Annotated in this window: 10 protein-coding genes; 4 read left to right on the top strand and 6 right to left on the bottom strand. The window is 70.6% G+C overall.

The genetic code is table 11. The annotated features are described in order from the left end of the window. Positions 1 to 233: 233 nt before the first annotated feature. From ACFXHE_RS09305 to ACFXHE_RS09295, 3 genes are all read right to left on the bottom strand, one after another. The gene (locus tag ACFXHE_RS09305) at positions 234 to 7,577 is read right to left on the bottom strand and encodes an amino acid adenylation domain-containing protein (RefSeq protein ID WP_379381479.1); all 7,344 of its coding nucleotides are present in this window, start codon (positions 7,575 to 7,577) and stop codon (positions 234 to 236) included. Positions 7,578 to 7,793: 216 nt separating this feature from the next. Further along, positions 7,794 to 8,774 (bottom strand): LuxR C-terminal-related transcriptional regulator, encoded by a 981-nt coding sequence (locus ACFXHE_RS09300; RefSeq protein WP_379381477.1) that lies wholly within the window; start codon positions 8,772 to 8,774, stop codon positions 7,794 to 7,796. A gap of 59 nt (positions 8,775 to 8,833) precedes the next feature. Continuing rightward, positions 8,834 to 9,673, bottom strand: coding sequence for a M23 family metallopeptidase (locus ACFXHE_RS09295; protein ID WP_379381475.1), 840 nt, complete (start codon positions 9,671 to 9,673; stop codon positions 8,834 to 8,836). A gap of 198 nt (positions 9,674 to 9,871) precedes the next feature. On the opposite strand from ACFXHE_RS09295, the gene ACFXHE_RS09290 reads away from it, so the two are divergent. Then, complete coding sequence (locus tag ACFXHE_RS09290) at positions 9,872 to 10,915, top strand: nitronate monooxygenase (protein ID WP_379381473.1); 1,044 nt, start codon at positions 9,872 to 9,874, stop codon at positions 10,913 to 10,915. Positions 10,916 to 10,972: 57 nt separating this feature from the next. After that, entirely contained in the window at positions 10,973 to 11,365 is a 393-nt protein-coding gene (locus ACFXHE_RS09285) for an SCO5389 family protein (RefSeq protein ID WP_354830660.1), read from the top strand. 64 nt (positions 11,366 to 11,429) lie between these two features. On the opposite strand, the gene ACFXHE_RS09280 is transcribed toward ACFXHE_RS09285, so the two are convergent. Then, a complete protein-coding gene (locus ACFXHE_RS09280; RefSeq protein WP_379381470.1) occupies positions 11,430 to 12,824 on the bottom strand; it encodes a protein kinase in 1,395 nt (464 codons plus the stop codon). 144 nt (positions 12,825 to 12,968) lie between these two features. After that, complete coding sequence (locus tag ACFXHE_RS09275) at positions 12,969 to 14,588, bottom strand: acyl-CoA synthetase (RefSeq protein WP_379381468.1); 1,620 nt, start codon at positions 14,586 to 14,588, stop codon at positions 12,969 to 12,971. A 218-nt stretch (positions 14,589 to 14,806) separates the two neighbouring features. On the opposite strand from ACFXHE_RS09275, the gene ACFXHE_RS09270 reads away from it, so the two are divergent. Next, a complete protein-coding gene (locus ACFXHE_RS09270; RefSeq protein WP_379381467.1) occupies positions 14,807 to 15,616 on the top strand; it encodes a class I SAM-dependent methyltransferase in 810 nt (269 codons plus the stop codon). A 20-nt stretch (positions 15,617 to 15,636) separates the two neighbouring features. On the opposite strand, the gene ACFXHE_RS09265 is transcribed toward ACFXHE_RS09270, so the two are convergent. Beyond that, positions 15,637 to 16,572, bottom strand: coding sequence for a helix-turn-helix domain-containing protein (locus ACFXHE_RS09265; protein ID WP_379381465.1), 936 nt, complete (start codon positions 16,570 to 16,572; stop codon positions 15,637 to 15,639). Positions 16,573 to 16,643: 71 nt separating this feature from the next. On the opposite strand from ACFXHE_RS09265, the gene ACFXHE_RS09260 reads away from it, so the two are divergent. Then, positions 16,644 to 16,979: a cupin domain-containing protein gene (locus ACFXHE_RS09260; protein ID WP_379381463.1), complete on the top strand. Its 336-nt coding sequence runs from the start codon at positions 16,644 to 16,646 to the stop codon at positions 16,977 to 16,979. The last annotated feature ends 91 nt before the right edge of the window (positions 16,980 to 17,070 follow it).

Below are 17,070 nucleotides of genomic sequence, written 5' to 3'. Positions count from 1 at the left end.
ATCACACACGTCGAATTTCTTCGACAGCCCGGGCCGACGAAACCGACTCGCCCGGGCGAACCGGCACAGCATAGCCGCGCACAGCAGCTACGGCGGCTCGAACTGGAGGGAGTATCGGCGGCCCGGTCCCGGCGTTGCACCATGTGACCTGCGCCATAGCGATTGCTGTTCGCTACCACTCGCGCCGCCGGGAGGTGGATCCGGCGGCGCGAGCACGGCCCGCTAGCGCTCGGCTACTCGGGCAGAACGAGCACGGCGGCGTCCGTCCAGCGCTCGGCGGCCGTCGTCGGCGCGTCGAGCACCACGGCCCGAAGATCCTCGAGCGGAGCGGGATTCAGCTCGCCGAGGCGATCGTGGTCGGCGAAGACGTGGGTGACCCACTCGTCGGCCAGCGCCTCCGAGAGATCCGGTCCGGCCGAATCCACCAGGACCGCCGAATCCACCAGGACCACAGAGGCTCCGACCGCGCACGCCGCGACCACTTCGATCAGGGTCAGCGCCGAATCGGCCGCACCATGGTGGAAGGTGCGCGACTCGAAGGTCAGGTCGAGGGCGCGGGCCCGGTCCACCGCGGCGGCCAGGCCGTCGTAGGTGAGGGTCCGGTCCGCCGCCGCGTGGGCGATGTCGGTGCCGCTCAGTGCGCGAATCCGGTTGGCGTAGGTGACCGGTCGCGCCGATTCGGCGGCGATCTCGGCCGCCGTCTCGGAGTCGTCGAGCGACAGCCATTCGATGCCACGCACGCTGCCGGGCGCGGTGCCGACGGTGATGCCGACCTTCACATCCCGGCCCGGGACTTCCGCGGCAGCGAAGGGCACCACCATGGTGCCCGCCTTCAGCACCGCCCACACCGCGACCACCTGGTCGACGCCGCGGTCCAGGCGCAGCACCACGCCGGTGCCCGGGCCGCTGCCGCGGGCGATGAGCACCCGGGCCAGCCGGGAGGAGCGGGCGTCGAGTTCCTGATAGGTGAGCGCCTCGTCGCCCCACACCAGCGCCGGGCCGTCCGGGTCGTCCTCGGCGGCGGTGGTGAGCACCTGGGCCAGGGCGGCACCGCGCACGCCGAGCCCGGCGGGTTCCGGCGCGGGCTGCGACAGTGCCTGCACCGCAGCGGATTCCGCGGCGTCCAGCAGCACGATGTCGCCGACCGGCAGCTGTGGATCCGTGGCGACCGAGGTGAGCACCCGCTCGAGGGCCCGGCCGAAGGACTCCATGGAGGATGCCTCGAACAGCTCGGTGTCGTAGTTGAGGATCACGGCCAGCTCACCCGCAGCGGCCGCCGCGCCGGGGCGCGGTTCCACGCTGATCTGCAGATCGAACTTGGCCGTCGCCAGCGCGGTGTCGACCGCCGCCACCGTCAGGCCCGGCAGCTCCAGCACCGGGGTCTCGGTGTTCTGCAGCGAAAGCACCACCTGCAGTAGCGGATTCGCCGCGGTCCGGCCGGGCGCGACGAGTTCGGCCACCCGTTCGAACGGCACGTCCGCGTGGGCGAAGGCCGACAGGTCGGTCTCGCGGGCCCGCTCGACCAGCTCGTCGAACGACGCGGCCGCGTCGACCCGGGTGCGCAGGGTGAGGGTATTGACGAACATGCCGACCAGATCGTCGAGCGCGCGCTCGCCGCGCCCGGCGACCGCGGTGCCCAGGACGATGTCGGCGCTGCCCGACAGCCGCGACAGCCAGGCCGCCACCGCCGCGTGCACCACCATGAAAAGCGACGCATTGTGGTTGCGCGCCAGGCGATTCAGCCCCGCGTGCACCTCGGCGGGCAGGGTGAAGTCCAGCAGCGCGCCGCGCATGGCGGCCGCCGCCGGACGCGGCCGGTCCAGCGGCAGGATGGGGCGGTCCGCCAGTCCGGCCAGCTGCTCACGCCAGAACGCGACCTGCGCGGCGGCGGGCGAGTCCGCGTCGTCCTCGACGCCGATGGCAGCCCGCTGCCACACCGCGTAGTCGGCGTACTGCACCGGCAGCGGCGCCCACGCCGGGGCCTCGCCGGCGGCGTGGGCGAGGTAGGCGGTCATCAGGTCGCGGGCCAGCGGGGCCATGGAGGCGCCGTCGGCGGCGATGTGGTGGGCCACCAGGACCAGCAGGTAGTCGTCCGGGTCGTCGCCGGTGACCAGGCGCACCCGCACCGGAACCCGCTGGGCCACATCGAATCCGGTGCCGACCAGCTCGGCGACCCGGCCGCCGATATCGCCGGACCGCTCCACCTCGAGGCCGTGCGGCAGCACATCGGCGACCGAGAGGATCTCCTGGTAGGCCGGTGCACCCGGAGCCGATTCGGGGTAGCGCGTACGCAGCACCTCGTGGCGGGTCAGCACATCCTCGACGGCGTGCCGCAGGGCGGGCACATCCAGTGCGCCGGTGAGGCGGATGACCATCGGAAGGTTGTAGGCCGGGGACTCCGGATCCAGCTGATTGAGCACCCACATGCGCTGCTGCGCAAGGGAAAGCGGGACACGCGCCGGACGCTCCCCGGCCACCAGCGGCGGACGCACGCCCGTCGCGGCCCCCGGCACGATACGCGCCGCCAGACCGGAAACCGTTGCGGTCTCGAAGAGTTCACGCACGGCCACATTGGCGTCGAGGGCGACGTTGATGCGGGCCACCGCGCGGGTGGCGATGAGCGAGTTGCCGCCCAGCTCGAAGAAGTCGTCGTCCGCGCCCACCCGGTCCGCGCCGAGCAGTTCGGCGAAGACATCGGCCACGCTATCCTCGATCGGGGTCGAGGGCGCGCGGAAGGTCTTGGCCTCGAACACCGGGGCCGGGAGCGCCTTGCGGTCCAGCTTGCCGGAGGCATTGAGCGGGAACGCGTCGAGCACCACGATGGCACTCGGCACCATGTAGGCCGGAAGCGCCCGGGCCAGACCGGCTTTCAGCTCCTCGGCGGTGGCCTCGGTGCTCACCACGTAGCCGACCAGCTGGTCACCGGTGTGCGCGTCCGCGCGCACCACCACGACCGACTGCGCGACGCCCGGCTGCGCCAGCAGCGCCGCCTCGATCTCGCCCAGCTCGATGCGCAGACCGCGCAGCTTCACCTGGAAGTCGGTGCGGCCCAGGTACTCCAGCTCACCCGCAGCATCCCACTTCACGAGATCGCCGGTGCGGTACAGCCGTTCACCCGTGCCGAATGGATCGGCCACGAAGCGATCGGCGGTCAGGTCGGGCCGTTCGACATAGCCACGCGCCAGCTGCACACCGGCGAGATACAGCTCGCCCGCGACACCGACGGGCACCGGATTCAGGCGCGAATCCAGCACATAGACACGGGTGTTGAAGACGGGGCGGCCGATCGGCACCGACACCGTGTCGGCCTCGGTCACCTCGTGATAGGTGACGTCGACCGCGGCCTCGGTCGGACCGTAGAGGTTGTGCAGCCGCGCACCGGTCAGCTCCCGCAGCTGCCGCGCGGTGGGCGCGGGCAGCGCCTCACCGGAGGCGAACACCTGCCGCAGCGCGCGGCCCGCACTCGCCAGCTCGCTGTCGTTGTCCAGGGTGGCGACGAAGGCCGACAGCATGGAGGGCACGAAATGCGCTGTGGTGATGCGCTGTCCGGCGATGATCTGCGCCAAGTACACCGGATCGCGATGCCCGTCCGGCTTGGCGACCACCAGGCGCGCGCCGGTCTGCAAGGGCCAGAAGAACTCCCACACCGACACGTCGAAGGTGGCCGGAGTCTTCTGCAGCACGGCGTCTTCCGCGGTCAGCGTGTACTCGTGCTGCATCCACACCAGGCGGTTGACGATGGCCCGGTGCTCGACGGCGACGCCCTTGGGGCGGCCGGTCGAGCCGGAGGTGAAGATGACGTAGGCGGTGTGTTCCGGCCGCAGCGGCCGGACGCGCTCGGCATCGGTGATCGGTGCACCGCTGTGCGACCGCGCCGCGGCCTCCGCCCGCTCCACCGTGACCGTCACGACATCACGTGCACCGGCGTCGAATTCGTCCCGCTCGGCGGTGAGCAGCAGACGCGGGCGCGCGGTGTCGAGAATGTGGCCGATGCGGTCGAGCGGCTGGTCCGGGTCCAGCGGCACGTACGCGGCACCGGCGTGCAGCACCGCGTACATGGCCACGACCAGTTCCGTCGAGCGCCGCAGGGCCAGCGCCACCAGCGATTCCGGCCCCACGCCCTCGGTGATGAGCAGCCGCGCCAGGCGATTGGCCCGTTCGGACAGCTCACGATAGGTGAGGGTCTCGTCCGCGAAGCTCAGCGCGACGGCGTCCGGGCTGGCCGCGACCTGCGCCTCGAACCGCGAAACCAGGGTCGCCGCAGCGCCTTCCGGCAGCGTCGCCGCCACGTCGAAGGCGGTGGCGTTCCAGTCGCCCAGCACCCGCTGCCGCTCCCCCGCCGAGAACAGCGCGAGATCGCCGACCGGGGCGGCCGGGGCGGCGGTCACCGCGGCGAGCACCCGCTGGAAGCGGGCGGCCAGCTCGGCGACCGTGGCGGCGTCGAACAGGTCCAGGGCGTAGGAGAATTCGGCGGCCAGGCCGGTGGCGTCGCCGTGCTCGTCGTGCGACTCCTGCATGGTGAGCTGCAGGTCGAACTTGGCGAACGGGATCTCGAGGTCCGCGCCGGCCACCGTGAGCCCGGGCAGTTCCAGGCGGGTGGGCGCCATGTTCTGGAAGGTCAGCATGACCTGGAACAGCGGATTGCGGGCCTGCGAGCGGGCCGGGTCCAGCAGTTCCACCAGGCGCTCGAACGGCACGTCGGCGTGGCCGAAGGCGCGCACGTCGGTCTCGCGCACCCGTGCCACCAGGTCCGCGAAGGAGACGGCCGGGTCGATGTCGGTGCGCAGCACCAGGGTGTTGACGAACATGCCGATGAGGTCGTCGAGTTCGGCCTCACCGCGTCCGGCCACCGGCGTGCCGATGGCGATGTCGCGGGTGCCGGAGAGCCGGGCCAGCAGCACGGCCAGCGCCGAGTGCACCACCATGAACAGGGTGGTGTTGTGCGTCTCGGCGAAATGCCGGGCGGCCGCGTAGATCTCGTCGTCGATGTGGAAGGCGTGGGTGCCGCCGCGGTAGGAGGCGACGGAGGGCCGCGGCCGATCCCAGGGCAGTACCAGTTCGTCGGGCAGGTCCGCGAGGGCCTCGCGCCAGTAGGCGATCTGGCGGGACAGCGCCGAGTCCGGATCGTCCTCGCTGCCCAGCGATTCCCGTTGCCACACCGCGTAATCGGCGTACTGCACCGGCAGCGGGGCCCACTGCGGCGCGCCGCCGCGCATGCGCTCGGCATAGGCGGAGACCAGATCGCGAGCCAGTACGCCGATCGAAACACCGTCGGCGGCAATGTGATAGATCGCGGCCACCAGCACGTGCTCGTCGGGCGCGAGCCGCAGCAGGCGCAGCCGCAGCGGCGGCGCGGCGGTGACGTCGAAGCCGGCGCCGACCACCTCGGCCACCCGGGCCGGGATCTCGGCGGCGTCGATATCGACGACCGGCAGTTCGGGTAGCGCCCGCGGATCGCCGGCGGGCAGCACCAGCTGGTAGCCCTCGCCGTCGACCTCCGGGTAGATGGTGCGCAGGACCTCGTGGCGCGCAACCAGATCCGCGGCCGCGGCGCGCATGGCGTCCACGTCGAGGGCGCCGGACAGCCGCACCGCGAGCGGCATATTGTCGACCGCGCTGTTCGGGTCGAAGCGGTTCAGGAACCACATGCGCTGCTGTGCGAACGACAGCGGCACCCGGTTCGGGCGGGGCAGCGAGCCGAGCGCCGGTCCGGCGGCGGCCGGGGCCGATTCGCCGTCGAGCCGGCGGGCCAGCTCGGCCACGGTCGAGCCCTCGAACAGCACGTGGACCGGAACCCGCACACCGAGTGCGGTGCCGATGCGCGCGGCGGCCTGTGCGGCCAGCAGCGAGTTGCCGCCGAGTTCGAAGAAGTCGTCGTCCGCACCCACCCGCGCGTCCGGATTGTCCGGAATCAGCAAGGCGGCGAACACTTCCGCGATGATCTCCTCGGCCCGGGTGGCGGGGGCGCGGAACTCGCGGGCCGCGAAAACCGGTTCCGGCAGGGCATTCCGGTCCAGCTTGCCGACCGGGGTCAGCGGAATCTCGTCCAGCACCAGCAGGGCGGCGGGCACCATGTAGGCGGGCAGCGATTCGCCGACGTGCGCCGCCAGCGCCGCGGTGTCCAGGGTCGCGCCCGGCCGCGGCAGCACGTACGACACCAGCGCGGTCGCGCCGGAGGGCAGCGTCTTGCCCAGTGTCGCAGCGAAATCCACGTCGGGGTGCGCGCTCAGCGCATTATCGATCTCGCCGAGTTCGATGCGCAGGCCGCGGATCTTGACCTGGAAGTCGGAGCGGCCCAGGTACTCGATGACGCCCGCGTTGTCCGATTCGGCGGGGTTGCGGCGCACCAGGTCGCCGGTGCGGTACAGGCGCGCGCCCGGCGTGCCCGCGGCCTCGCCGAAGGGACTCGCCACGAAGCGTTCCGAGGTCAGCCCCGGCCGCCCCTTGTAGCCCTGCGCGAGCGCCGGACCGGACAGGTACAGCTCGCCGACCACGCCGTCCGGCACCGGCCGCAGGCGCGAATCCAGTACGTACGCACCGACACCCGGGATGGCCGAGCCGATGGTGATCGGCTCGCCGGGCAGCAGTGGGGCGCTCGAGGTGGCGAGAATGGTTGCCTCGGTGGGGCCGTAGCCGTTGTAGAAGGAGCGGTCGGCGGTCGCCCAGCGCGACACCAGTTCCGGACCGAACTTGTCACCGGCCACCACCACGGTGGTCAGCTCGGTCAGCCCGGCCGGATCCACCGATTCCAGTGCGCCCGGGGTGATCAGCACATGGGTAACGGCCTCTCGACCCAGCAGCTCGGCCAGTTCCACGCCGCCGAAGACCCCGGCCGGTGCGATGACGAGGGTCGCACCGGCGGTGAAGGTCAGCAGCAGTTCCAGCACCGAGACGTCGAAGCTCGGCGAGCAGACGTGCAGCACACGCGAATCCGCGGTGACCGCGTAGTGCTCCCGCTCGGCGGCCACCAGCCCGGCCAGGCCGGTGTGGGTGACCACCACGCCCTTGGGCTTTCCGGTCGACCCGGAGGTGTAGATGACATAGGCCGGATGCTGCTCGGTGAGCGTGCCCGGCCGGTCGGCATAGGAGATGGGGTGATCCGGGTGCGCGGCGATGCGCTGCGCGTGCGCCGGATCATCCAGTTCGATCCACTCGGCGGCGGTGCCCAGCGCGGCGCGGTACTCCCGCGTCGTCAGGCCCAGCACCGCTCCGGAGTCGGTGAGCAGGTGTTCGATGCGATCGGGCGGATAGGCCGGATCGACCGGCACGTAGGCGGCGCCCGTCTTGGCGATCGCCCAGACCGACAGCACCGATTCGATGGAGCGGGTGATGCCGATCGCGACCATGTCGCCGGGGCCGACGCCGCGGCCGATCAATTCCCGGGCGAGCTGCGAGGACCCGGCATCGAGTTCGCGGTAGCTGATCTCGCGCTGGTCGGCCGGGTTTCCAGTGGGATTGAACCGGATGGCGATGTCGTCGGCGGCGGACTCGACCGCGGCGGTGAGCAACTGCCCGAAGAGTGGGCTGCCGGACCGACGGCGACGATTTCCGCGAGCTGTACGGCGGGCAGTATCCATTCGCGTGCATTCACCTCTCGGGTTCATCTTTTCCGCAGGCCGAAGACACTCGGCCCGACCCACGAAAAATGGCGTCTTGTTCCCTATGGATCGCCAACGGGTGAGCGGATCAAACAATCATATCGATGCTCGCGCGCGGCCTCGAGCGGCCCGAGCACAGTGACTATCGCTGAGCAGCAATGATTGTTGCTATGAAGTGACTTGCACCACAGTGGTTCAGAGCCAGCCGCGGCGTGTCGCCTGCACGCCGGCCTGGAACCGCGTGCTGGCGCCCAGGCGCTCGAGCAGACTCGCGGTGCGGCGCACCACCGTTCGGCGCGAGAGGCCGAGCCGGCGGGCGATGGTGTCGTCGGTGGCGCCCATGCTCATCAGCGTCAGGATGGCCTTGTCGCGCTCGTCGAGGGCTTCGGCCGGGTTCACCGAGATCGGCGTGGCCATCAGCCACAGCGAGTCGAAGGTCTTCACCAGCAGGTCCAGTGTGGGCGACGGGCCGACCCGCACGCCCATGGGGTCGCCGCGGCGCTCGTCGGTGTGCAGCACCAGCACCGCGCGCCGATCGTCGGCGACGATCAGCTTCATGGGCGGATCGGGCAGCGTACGCGCTTGCGCCCCAATCGCATTGGTGGCCAGGACGTGGCGCAGCCGCTCCGGGTCCTGGTAGATGGTCTCCTGGTACAGGGTGCGGTAGGCGATGCCCGCGGTGATGCGCGAGGACTTCAGCTCGAACATCCGCTCCTCGGTCTCGACATCGGAGAGGAACGGGCCGCGCTCCACCACCTTCACGCAGGCGTGCGCGGTGTGCTGCAGGTCCTCGAAATCGGCCAGCAGCTGGCGGCGTTCATAGACCGCCACCACCGCGCCGTCGGCATCGGTGGTGCGGCGCACCGAGCGGAAGGTCTCGCCCAGGCGCGCGGCGGCCGACTGCATGCGCAGCATGTCCTGATTGCGCCGGCGAGTCTCGGCCTCCGACAAAGCTTCCGGCGCGTGCGCGTCGAAACGCACCACGCCCTTGCCGTCGGTGAGGCGCACCGCGGCCTCGAGCTGGCACAGCGCCTCCAGCGCGGCCTCGGCCACGCGCGGCGGGATGGTCAGTCGCTCGGCCACCTCGAGCACGGTCGAGCGCGGGTGCTGCACGAGCACCGCGTAGGAGCGGCCGGGCACGGAGGCCGGGTCGAAGAGGTCGTCCAGTGTCGTCACCGCACCCACCGGCGGGCGCCGGTCCGGAAAGCGTCCGGTCGAGGGCAGCGGTGAACGGTCTACTGGTCCGGTCCCCACTGCTGCTGCATGAGAACGCCCTTGCTGGCTAGCCATGGCAGCGGATCCATCTTGTTGTCGGCGGCGTCCCAGATCTCGAGGTGCAGATGGGGACCTGTGGAGTTTCCGCGATTTCCCACGGAGGCGATGACATCGCCGGTGTTCACCCGCTGGCCGACGGTCACGTACATGTCGTTGACGTGACCGTAGACCGCGGTGGTGCCGTCGTCCTGCTTGACGCGCACCCAGAGGCCGAAGCCCGAGGCGGGGCCGGCGGAGATGACCTCGCCGCCCATGACCGAGTGGATCGGCGTGCCGATCGGGTCGGCGAAGTCGATACCGTAATGCATTGCGCCCCAGCGCATGCCGAAGCCGGAGGTGAGCTGGCCGTCGACCGGCTTGACCACGTTCGGGCCCGGGTTCAGCTGCTGCTGGAGGTTCTTGAGGGTCTGCTCGGCCTGCTGCAGCGGCGCGGAGATCTCCGGCGGCAGGTTCTGCAGGCCGAACGGGGCCGGGTCGGGCGTGGCGGCCGCGATCGGCTGGGCCTGCGGGGTCTGCGCCGCGGGGGCGGAGTCCCTGGCCTGCTTCAGATCGAGGTCGGCCTGCTCGACCGGGGCGACATCCTCGCCGATGGTGGCGGGCTTCTCGTCGTGCGTGGGCAGCAGCGGCGCGGCGTGCGCCAGGGCCGGGACCAGCTGGGTTCCGGTGCCGATCAGGGCGCCGGCGGCGACGGCCACACCCGCGGCGGTCTTCACACGCTCGGCGGTGGAGGGTTCGGCCCGGTGGCGTCGGCGCGGCATGGTGACAGTGCTGCCCGCAGCGGATTCACCGAGCAGATCCATGACTGTGACAGAGTTCGCGGTCGTTCGATGGTGCGGCACTGCAAGTCCTAGCGTTCGGTGGGTCCGGTAACGATTCGGCATCGCTGTGACGGAAACAGTACTCGCTCGTGACCAATTCGCAACCTTTTGTGCGATAACGCCAGGTCGAATGCTCGAACCCTTGGTCACAAACCGTAACCGGAGGCGCACACTTGCGAGATGGTTCTCGACGAGTTGGATACGCCGATCGTTCTTGCCCCCATGGCGGGCGGACCGTCCACCCCCGAACTGGCCGCCGCCGTGACCGCGGCCGGCGGGCTGGGTTTCGTGGCCGCCGGATACCTGCCCGCGAGCGAATTGGCCGCCCGGATCAAGGCCACGCGGGCGCTGACCTCCGGGGCGTTCGGGGTCAATCTGTTCTATCCCTCCGAACCGAGTCCGACCGATCGGTTCGATACATATATAAGGACGCTGGCGGCCGAGTTCCCGGTCGGCGAGGCCCGCTACGACAGCGACGACTGGGCCGCCAAGCTGGACCTGCTGATCGCCGATCCGGTGCCGGTGGTGTCCAGCACCTTCGGCTGTCCGACCGCCGGGGAGATCGCGCGGCTGCACGCGGCCGGGTCCGAGGTGTGGGTGACGGTCACGACCGTGGCCGAGGCCCGGCAAGCGGTCGCCGCGGGCGCGGACGTGCTGATCGCGCAGGGCGCGGAGGCGGGCGGGCACCGCGGCGTCTTCGTCGACGATCCGGCCGACGACCTCACCGACCCGCTGGGGCTGCTGACGCTGCTGCAACTGCTGCGCGCCGAGGTGGATACACCGATCGTGGCGGCGGGCGGCATCGCGACCGGGGCGGCAGTCGCGGGGGTGCTGTGCGCGGGCGCGGCGGCGGCGCAGCTCGGGACCGTGTTCCTGCGCTGCCCCGAGGCCGGGACCGCGCCGGTTGTCCGGGACGCCATCGCCGAGCCGACACCGACCATGCTGACCCGCGCCTTCACCGGGCGGCGGGCACGCGGGCTGCGCAACCGGTTCATCGTGGAACACCCCGACGCGCCGGTCGCCTACCCCGAGATCCATTACGCCACCGGGCCTTTGCGAGCGGCCGCGCGGTCGGCCGGCAATGCCGACGAGGTGAATCTCTGGGCAGGTCAGGCACATTCGCTGACACCTGAGCTACCAGCGGGCGAGCTGGTGCGCACACTGTCGGCGGATGCGAAGAATGCTCTGGAACGGGTACTTTCGCTGCGAATTCAGAGTTATTGACAACGTTTTTCATCTACAATCGGCTGACACCTTCCGCCATCCCATGAGGAGAGCGATATGTCACTCGACGTACCTACCGCACTACTCGAGCGCGCCGAACGCGGTGAAGTCAGCGACGCAGAGTTCGTCGAATGCGTCCGTAATTCGCTGCCCTACGCCTACGAGGTCGTCAGCCGGGTAGCCGCCGACCTGCGTTCCGGCACGGCGGAATACGCCGACAACACCATTCCCCCGCCGGACGAGACCGCCCGCGGCCAGCTGCTGCGCGCCATGGCCTCGGACGCCATCCGCGGCGGCCTGGAACGCCACTTCGGCATCAAGCTCGCCTTCCAGAACTGTCACCGGGTGGCGGCCTTCCCACTCACCTCGGTCGGCGGCGACACCTACACCACCTTCATCTCCACCCGCGCCCAGCTGCTCAACCAGAGCCCGGAACTCCGCAACTGCTGAGCGCGATGCGGTAACCGCTGAGCGCACAACCGATCCGGCGCGATCGCGACCCGGTCGCGCCGGATCATTGCCGTGGGACGGGCTGGTGCGAGGATCGCCGCACCAGCCTGATCTCCCTCCAGGCCAGCCATGCGAACACAACGAAGAGACCGTCGACGAAAACGTTGACACCGATCGCCACCGCCGCGGATTCGAAGCCGCGCGTGAAAATGTCGTGAATGGCGAAAATGGTCATCAGGCCGAAGAACAGCAGCACGATCGCCAGGACGATCCACCAGAGCACACGCAGGAAACCGATCTTCGGGGGCGGGGGCAGGGGCGCGTAGTAGGCGGCAACGCCCGACTGGAACGGACCGCCCTGAGTCTCATGCAGATTCGCCACGGGGTACCCGGGATAGCCCGAGCCACCCAGCGGTGACGGGTCGGCCGACCATACCGACGACTGGTAACCAGGGTGAATTGCCGCCGGCGGGGTGTACCCCGTAGGCGGTGGGGGCGTAGCGAACCGGGTCGGCGACGGGGTCGCCACCGGAGTGCCGGCATGCGGCGTGAAGCCCGGCCTGTAATCGATAGGCGCCTGTCCCCCATCCCATTTGACCGTCGGCGGGGCCGGGCGCGCGGGCACCGGCCGGACCGGGGCCGGGCGGGCTTCGAGGGCCGCGCGGGCGGCGGTGGCCAGGGCGCCCGCGCTGGGGAAACGGTGCGCCGGGTCCTTGGCGAGGCCGCGCGCGACGACCTCGTCCAGCGCCGCGGGAATGAGTGAGCTGTGGTCGCTGGCCCGCGGCGGGTCGGCGGTCAGGTGGGCGGCCATCTGCTGCACCGGATCGGTGTGGGCGAAAGGCTTGGCCCCGGTGAGGATCTCGTAGAGCAGGCAGGCCAGCGAGTACACGTCGGAGCGGAGGTCCTCGGTGCCGGAGTAGCGCTCGGGGGCCATGTAGGCCCAGGTGCCGACGGCCACCCCGGTGGAGGTGATGGTGGCCTGGCCGACGCCGCGGGCGATGCCGAAGTCGATGAGGTAGGCGAAGCCGTTGGGGAGGGTGAGGACGTTGGAGGGCTTCACATCCCGGTGCACCAGGCCCGCCCGGTGCGCGATGTCGAGGGCTTCGGCGATCTGGGTGATGAGGTCGACCGCGCGGTCGGGCGGGAGCGCGCCCACCTCGCGCAGGGTCTTGCTCAGATCGGAGCCTTCGATCAGCTCCATGTCGATGTACAGGCGGCCGTCGAGTTCGCCGAAGGCGTGGATGGGCACCACATGCGGTCCGCGCAGTCGTGCGGCCAGCCGGGCCTCACGTTCGAACCGCCGCCGGTAGTCCTGGTCGCTGGCGAGCTCGGCGGGGAGCAGCTTCAGCGCGACTTCCCGTTCGAGGTGCGTGTCCTCGGCCAGCCACACCTGGCCCATGCCGCCCCGCCCGATCAGCTCGACGAGTCGATAGTGGCCGAGATTGCCTGCCCCCGGCACCTGCCCTCCCCCATGCTCTACCGCGTACTGCGAGGTGCCCAGCATACGACCCCGGGCGGGGAATCACACGGTTCCGAATCCCCCGAACACACTGTGCCGAATCCCCCGAACGCACGGTGCCGAATCCCCCGAATCGCTGTCGGCTCAGGCCTCCTGGAGCTTGCGCTTGAGCACCTTGCCGGTGGGGTTGCGGGGTAGTTCGGCCAGGAAGACCACCTCGCGGGGGACCTTGTAGCGGGCCAGATTGGCCTTCACGAAGTCCTTGATCTCGAGCTCGCTGAGCTGGTGGCCGTCGTGGACGACCACGAAAGCCTTGAGGCGCGCGCCGAATTGCTCGTCAGGGACGCCGAGAACGGCCGCCTCCCGCACCGACGCGTGGGTGTAGAGCAGTTCCTCGACCTCCACCGGGAAGACGTTCTCACCACCGGAGACGATCATGTCGTCGTCGCGGCCGTCGATGAAAAGCCTGCCCGCGCTGTCGAAGTGGCCGACATCGCCGGAGGACATGAGGCCGCGGATGACCTCCTTGTGGCCGCCGCCGGTGTAGCCCTCGAACTGGATGGTGTTCCCGACGAAGATGCGGCCGGTGGCCCCGGCCGGCACCCGGCGGCCCCGATCGTCGAGGATCTCCACCCGCGCCCCCAGCACCGGCCGGCCCACACAACCGGGCTCCTCGGCCAGGTCCTCGGGCGTGGCGATGGTGGCGTAGGCGACCTCCGTCGACCCGTACAGGTTGTAGACGACCGGCCCGAAGGCCGCTGTCACCTCCCGGCACAGGTGCGCGCCCAGCTGGGAGCCCGCGACGAAAATGATGCGCAGCGCGGACAAATCGTGCCCGGTGAGCGCGCGGCCGCCCAGGTCGATCGTGCGGGCCAGCATGACCGGGACGACGATCGCCGTGGTGGCCCGGTGCCGCGCCATGGAGTCGATGGCGGCCTGCGGATCGAAGCGGCGGCGGATCACCAGGGTGGAGCCGAAGCCGAGAGTCAGCATGGCACAGGCGAATCCGAGCGTGTGGAACATGGGGGCGCAGCACTCGGTCACCTCGTTCACCCGGAACGGGACCTTGGACAGCAGACCGCCCAGCGACAGCAGGGATTTCGGCTCGGTGCGCGGCGCGCCCTTGGGGGTGCCGGTGGTACCGCTGGTCAGCAGGATGATCTTGGGTTCCGCGCCGGGCGCGGGCGGCGCGTCGGGCGAGCCGGTCTCGATGAGGAATCCGAGGCTGTCCTCGCGTGGCTGCTCGGTCCAGGCCCGGTAGCTGCCGCGCCGCGGGCTCACCTCGTCGAGCATGGGCGCGTACTCGTCGTCGTAGACGAGTAGGTCGGTGCCCTCGCGGGTGGCGACATCGCGAATCTGCGGGCCGGCGAAATCGGTATTGAGCAGGATGATCCGGGCCCCGCACTTGGCGGCGGCAAAGATCGCGTCCAGCAGGCCGCGGTGATTGCGGGCCAGGATCGCCACGCCCTCATGGGGTTTCAGGCCGCGCTCGCGCCAGGCGTTGGCCAGCCGATTCGACCGGTCCTCCAGTTCGGCGAAGGTCAGCTCGCCCAGCTCGTCGATGACCGCGACCCGCCCGCCGTACCGGGCCGCCGACAGCCGCAGCCCGGCCGCCAGCGTGCCGTAGCGCAGCATGGCCGTGGCCGCCGACAGCAGCACCGCCGGTGATTCCAGCCGGGCCAGCCCGGCCTCCAGCACCAGCCGCGCCGATTCCGCCTCCAGGTAGGCCCGCTCCCCCACCGACCTGATCAGCCCGAGCGTCATGTGCGGCCACCCCCGGCCTGCGTGATCGGCGGTACCTTCCTCGCCGTGACCGGCCGTGCGGCCTGCGCGCGTGTCGATTCCACCCGGACCTCCTCGTCCACCCCTGCAGATTGCGGGCATCTGCCCTCAAACTAACGGTACGGACCCGCAGCCGCGACCGGAACCTCTCCGCCGCAGACTCCGGTCCTGGCGTCCGGGTCGTGCCTATAGTGGCGACCGTGACAGATCCGTTGTCGGCGAACCGGCGGAACTGGGATGCCCGGGCCGGCATTCACGCCGCCAGCAGCTTCTACCGCGACCGGGATTCCAGCTACTGGTTCGCGCCGTTCGAATGGGACGCCCTCGGCGACGTGCGCGGCCTCGACGTGGTGCACCTGCAATGCCATCTCGGCACGGAGACAATCGAATTCGCGCGGCGCGGGGCCCGCGCGGTGGGCCTGGACTTCTCGGCCGAATCGGTGCGCCACGCCCGCGAACTGGCCGGGGGCGCGGTCGACTACGTCTGCGCGGACGTCTACCACGCGCGGGAAGCCCTGGGCGAGCGCACCTTCGATATCGCCTACACCGGCAAGGGCGCGCTCTGCTATCTCCCCGACCTGCCCCGCTGGGCGCGCGAAGTCGCCGGCCTGTTGCGCCCGGGCGGCCTGCTCTACCTGGTGGAATTCCATCCGCTGCTGCACGCCCTCGGCCCCACCCCGCCGCCGGGTGTCGACCCGGGACAGCTTGTGCTGCACGACGATTACCTCGCCGGCCGCGGCGCCCAGCGTCGCGACAGCGCCCACACCTATACCGACGGCCCCGACCTCAGCACCGACACCACCGCCTTCGAATGGCGTCACGGCCTCGGCGAAGTCATCAACGCCCTGCTGGCGGCGGGCCTGCGCATCACCGGCCTCACCGAGACCCACACCCTCCCGTGGCCCCGCTGGCCCCAGATGATCCGGACCGAAACCGGCTGGTGGCGACTCCCTCCCACCGACCCCATCATCCCGGTGCTCTACGGCCTGTCCGCGGTCAAGGACGCCTAGCCCGCGGCGACACCGGCCGCTCACGAGATCCGGAAGGCCCGGCGGTACGCGCCCGGAGTCGTCCCCACCTGCGCACGGAAACGACGGCGCAGGTTCACCGCCGAGACGAGACCGACGCGAGTCGCGATGGCGTCCACCGGCAGGTCCGTATCCTCCAGCAGCGTGCGGGCCGCCGCCACCCGGCGCGCGAGCAACCACGCACCCGGGCTCGTGCCGAGCCGATCGTCGAAGCTGCGGGCCAGCGTGCGGGGCGAGACATTGAGGTGGGCGGCCATGTCGCGCACCGAGAGTGGGGATCCGAGCCGGCCCTCCACCCAGTCGAGCAGGCCGTCCAGCAGGTCGGAGGGCGGGGGCGTCGGCGCGTACTGGGTCTGGCCGCCTTCACGGTGCGGCGGCATCACCATGTGCCGGGCGAGCAGTGCGGCGTGGGCGGCACCGTGATCGCGCCGGACCAGGTGCAGGCACAGATCGATGCCCGCGCCCGCACCGGCGCTGGTGGCGACGTCGCCGTGGTCGACGTAGAGGACGTCCGGTTGCACGCGAATCCGGGGAAACTCCGCCTGCAGCCTGTCGGCACGCGCCCAGTGCGTAGTGGCGGCCCTGCCGTCGAGTAATCCCGTGCGCGCCAGGGCGAATACCCCCTGGCAGATCGTGACGATTCGAGCACCGCGGCCGTGCGCCCGCAGCAGCGCGCGACGCACAGGGTCGGAGAGCGGCGCCTCCACCGGCGTCCAGCCCGGAATTATCACAGTGTCGGCGGAGGCCAGCGCCGCAAGCCCGTCCGCCACATCGAGCGAGTACCCGGCCGTCGTGGGCACCAGTCCCGGCGTTTCGGTGCACACCCCGAATTCGTAGTAGTTCGGCACACCTTCCCGTTCGGTGCCGAACACCTCTGCGGCACAGCCGAGCTCGAAGGTCGACTGGACCGGCCGCACCAGAGCCGTCACGCGATGCATGGCAGAAAAGTACCCCATAATGTCTTTTCTGACACTGTGCCGCCCATGCCGCGCACGGCACCGTGGTCGGCATGACTTCCGAAATCCTCACCCAGCCCGGCTACACCTCGGCCTCCGTCACGGAATCCCCTGTGCGCGAGATCTTCCCGGGCATCCGGGTGCGTCCCCTCTGGACGGGACCGAACGGCGCCAGCGCCAATGTCGTCGAGCTGGACCCGAACGCCTCCTGGCACGGTCGCGACATCCATGAGCCCGGTCCCGAAGAGGCGTACGTGGTTTCGGGCGTCTTCAACGACGGCGCGCGCGACTACCCCGCCGGAACCTTCCTGCACGCCCCTGCCGGTTCGTGGCACGTCCCCTCGACGGTCACCGGCTGCACCCTGTTCGTCTTCTACCCGGAGGGCTAGCCGAACCGCGATCGTCCACTCTTGACCATGACGCGTCCCCTTTCGACCTCGCCCGGGCCACCGCCGCAGACCAGCATGGAAAGCGTCGATC

This window comes from Nocardia sp. NPDC059229 (assembly GCF_042754165.1).
GTDB lineage: Bacteria > Actinomycetota > Actinomycetes > Mycobacteriales > Mycobacteriaceae > Nocardia.
The sequence above is the reverse complement of the archived record's forward strand: the minus strand, read 5'-3'. Positions and strand labels throughout refer to the sequence as shown.

Excerpts from the sequence above, each read along its gene's own strand:
- ACFXHE_RS09305 (WP_379381479.1), bottom strand. The coding sequence starts at position 7,577 with ATGGATACTGCCCGCCGTACAGCTCGCGGAAATCGTCGCCGTCGGTCC.
- ACFXHE_RS09295 (WP_379381475.1), bottom strand. The coding sequence starts at position 9,673 with ATGGATCTGCTCGGTGAATCCGCTGCGGGCAGCACTGTCACCATGCCG.
- ACFXHE_RS09290 (WP_379381473.1), top strand. The coding sequence starts at position 9,872 with ATGGTTCTCGACGAGTTGGATACGCCGATCGTTCTTGCCCCCATGGCG.
- ACFXHE_RS09285 (WP_354830660.1), top strand. The coding sequence starts at position 10,973 with ATGTCACTCGACGTACCTACCGCACTACTCGAGCGCGCCGAACGCGGT.
- ACFXHE_RS09275 (WP_379381468.1), bottom strand. The coding sequence starts at position 14,588 with ATGACGCTCGGGCTGATCAGGTCGGTGGGGGAGCGGGCCTACCTGGAG.
- ACFXHE_RS09265 (WP_379381465.1), bottom strand. The coding sequence starts at position 16,572 with ATGCATCGCGTGACGGCTCTGGTGCGGCCGGTCCAGTCGACCTTCGAG.
- ACFXHE_RS09260 (WP_379381463.1), top strand. The coding sequence starts at position 16,644 with ATGACTTCCGAAATCCTCACCCAGCCCGGCTACACCTCGGCCTCCGTC.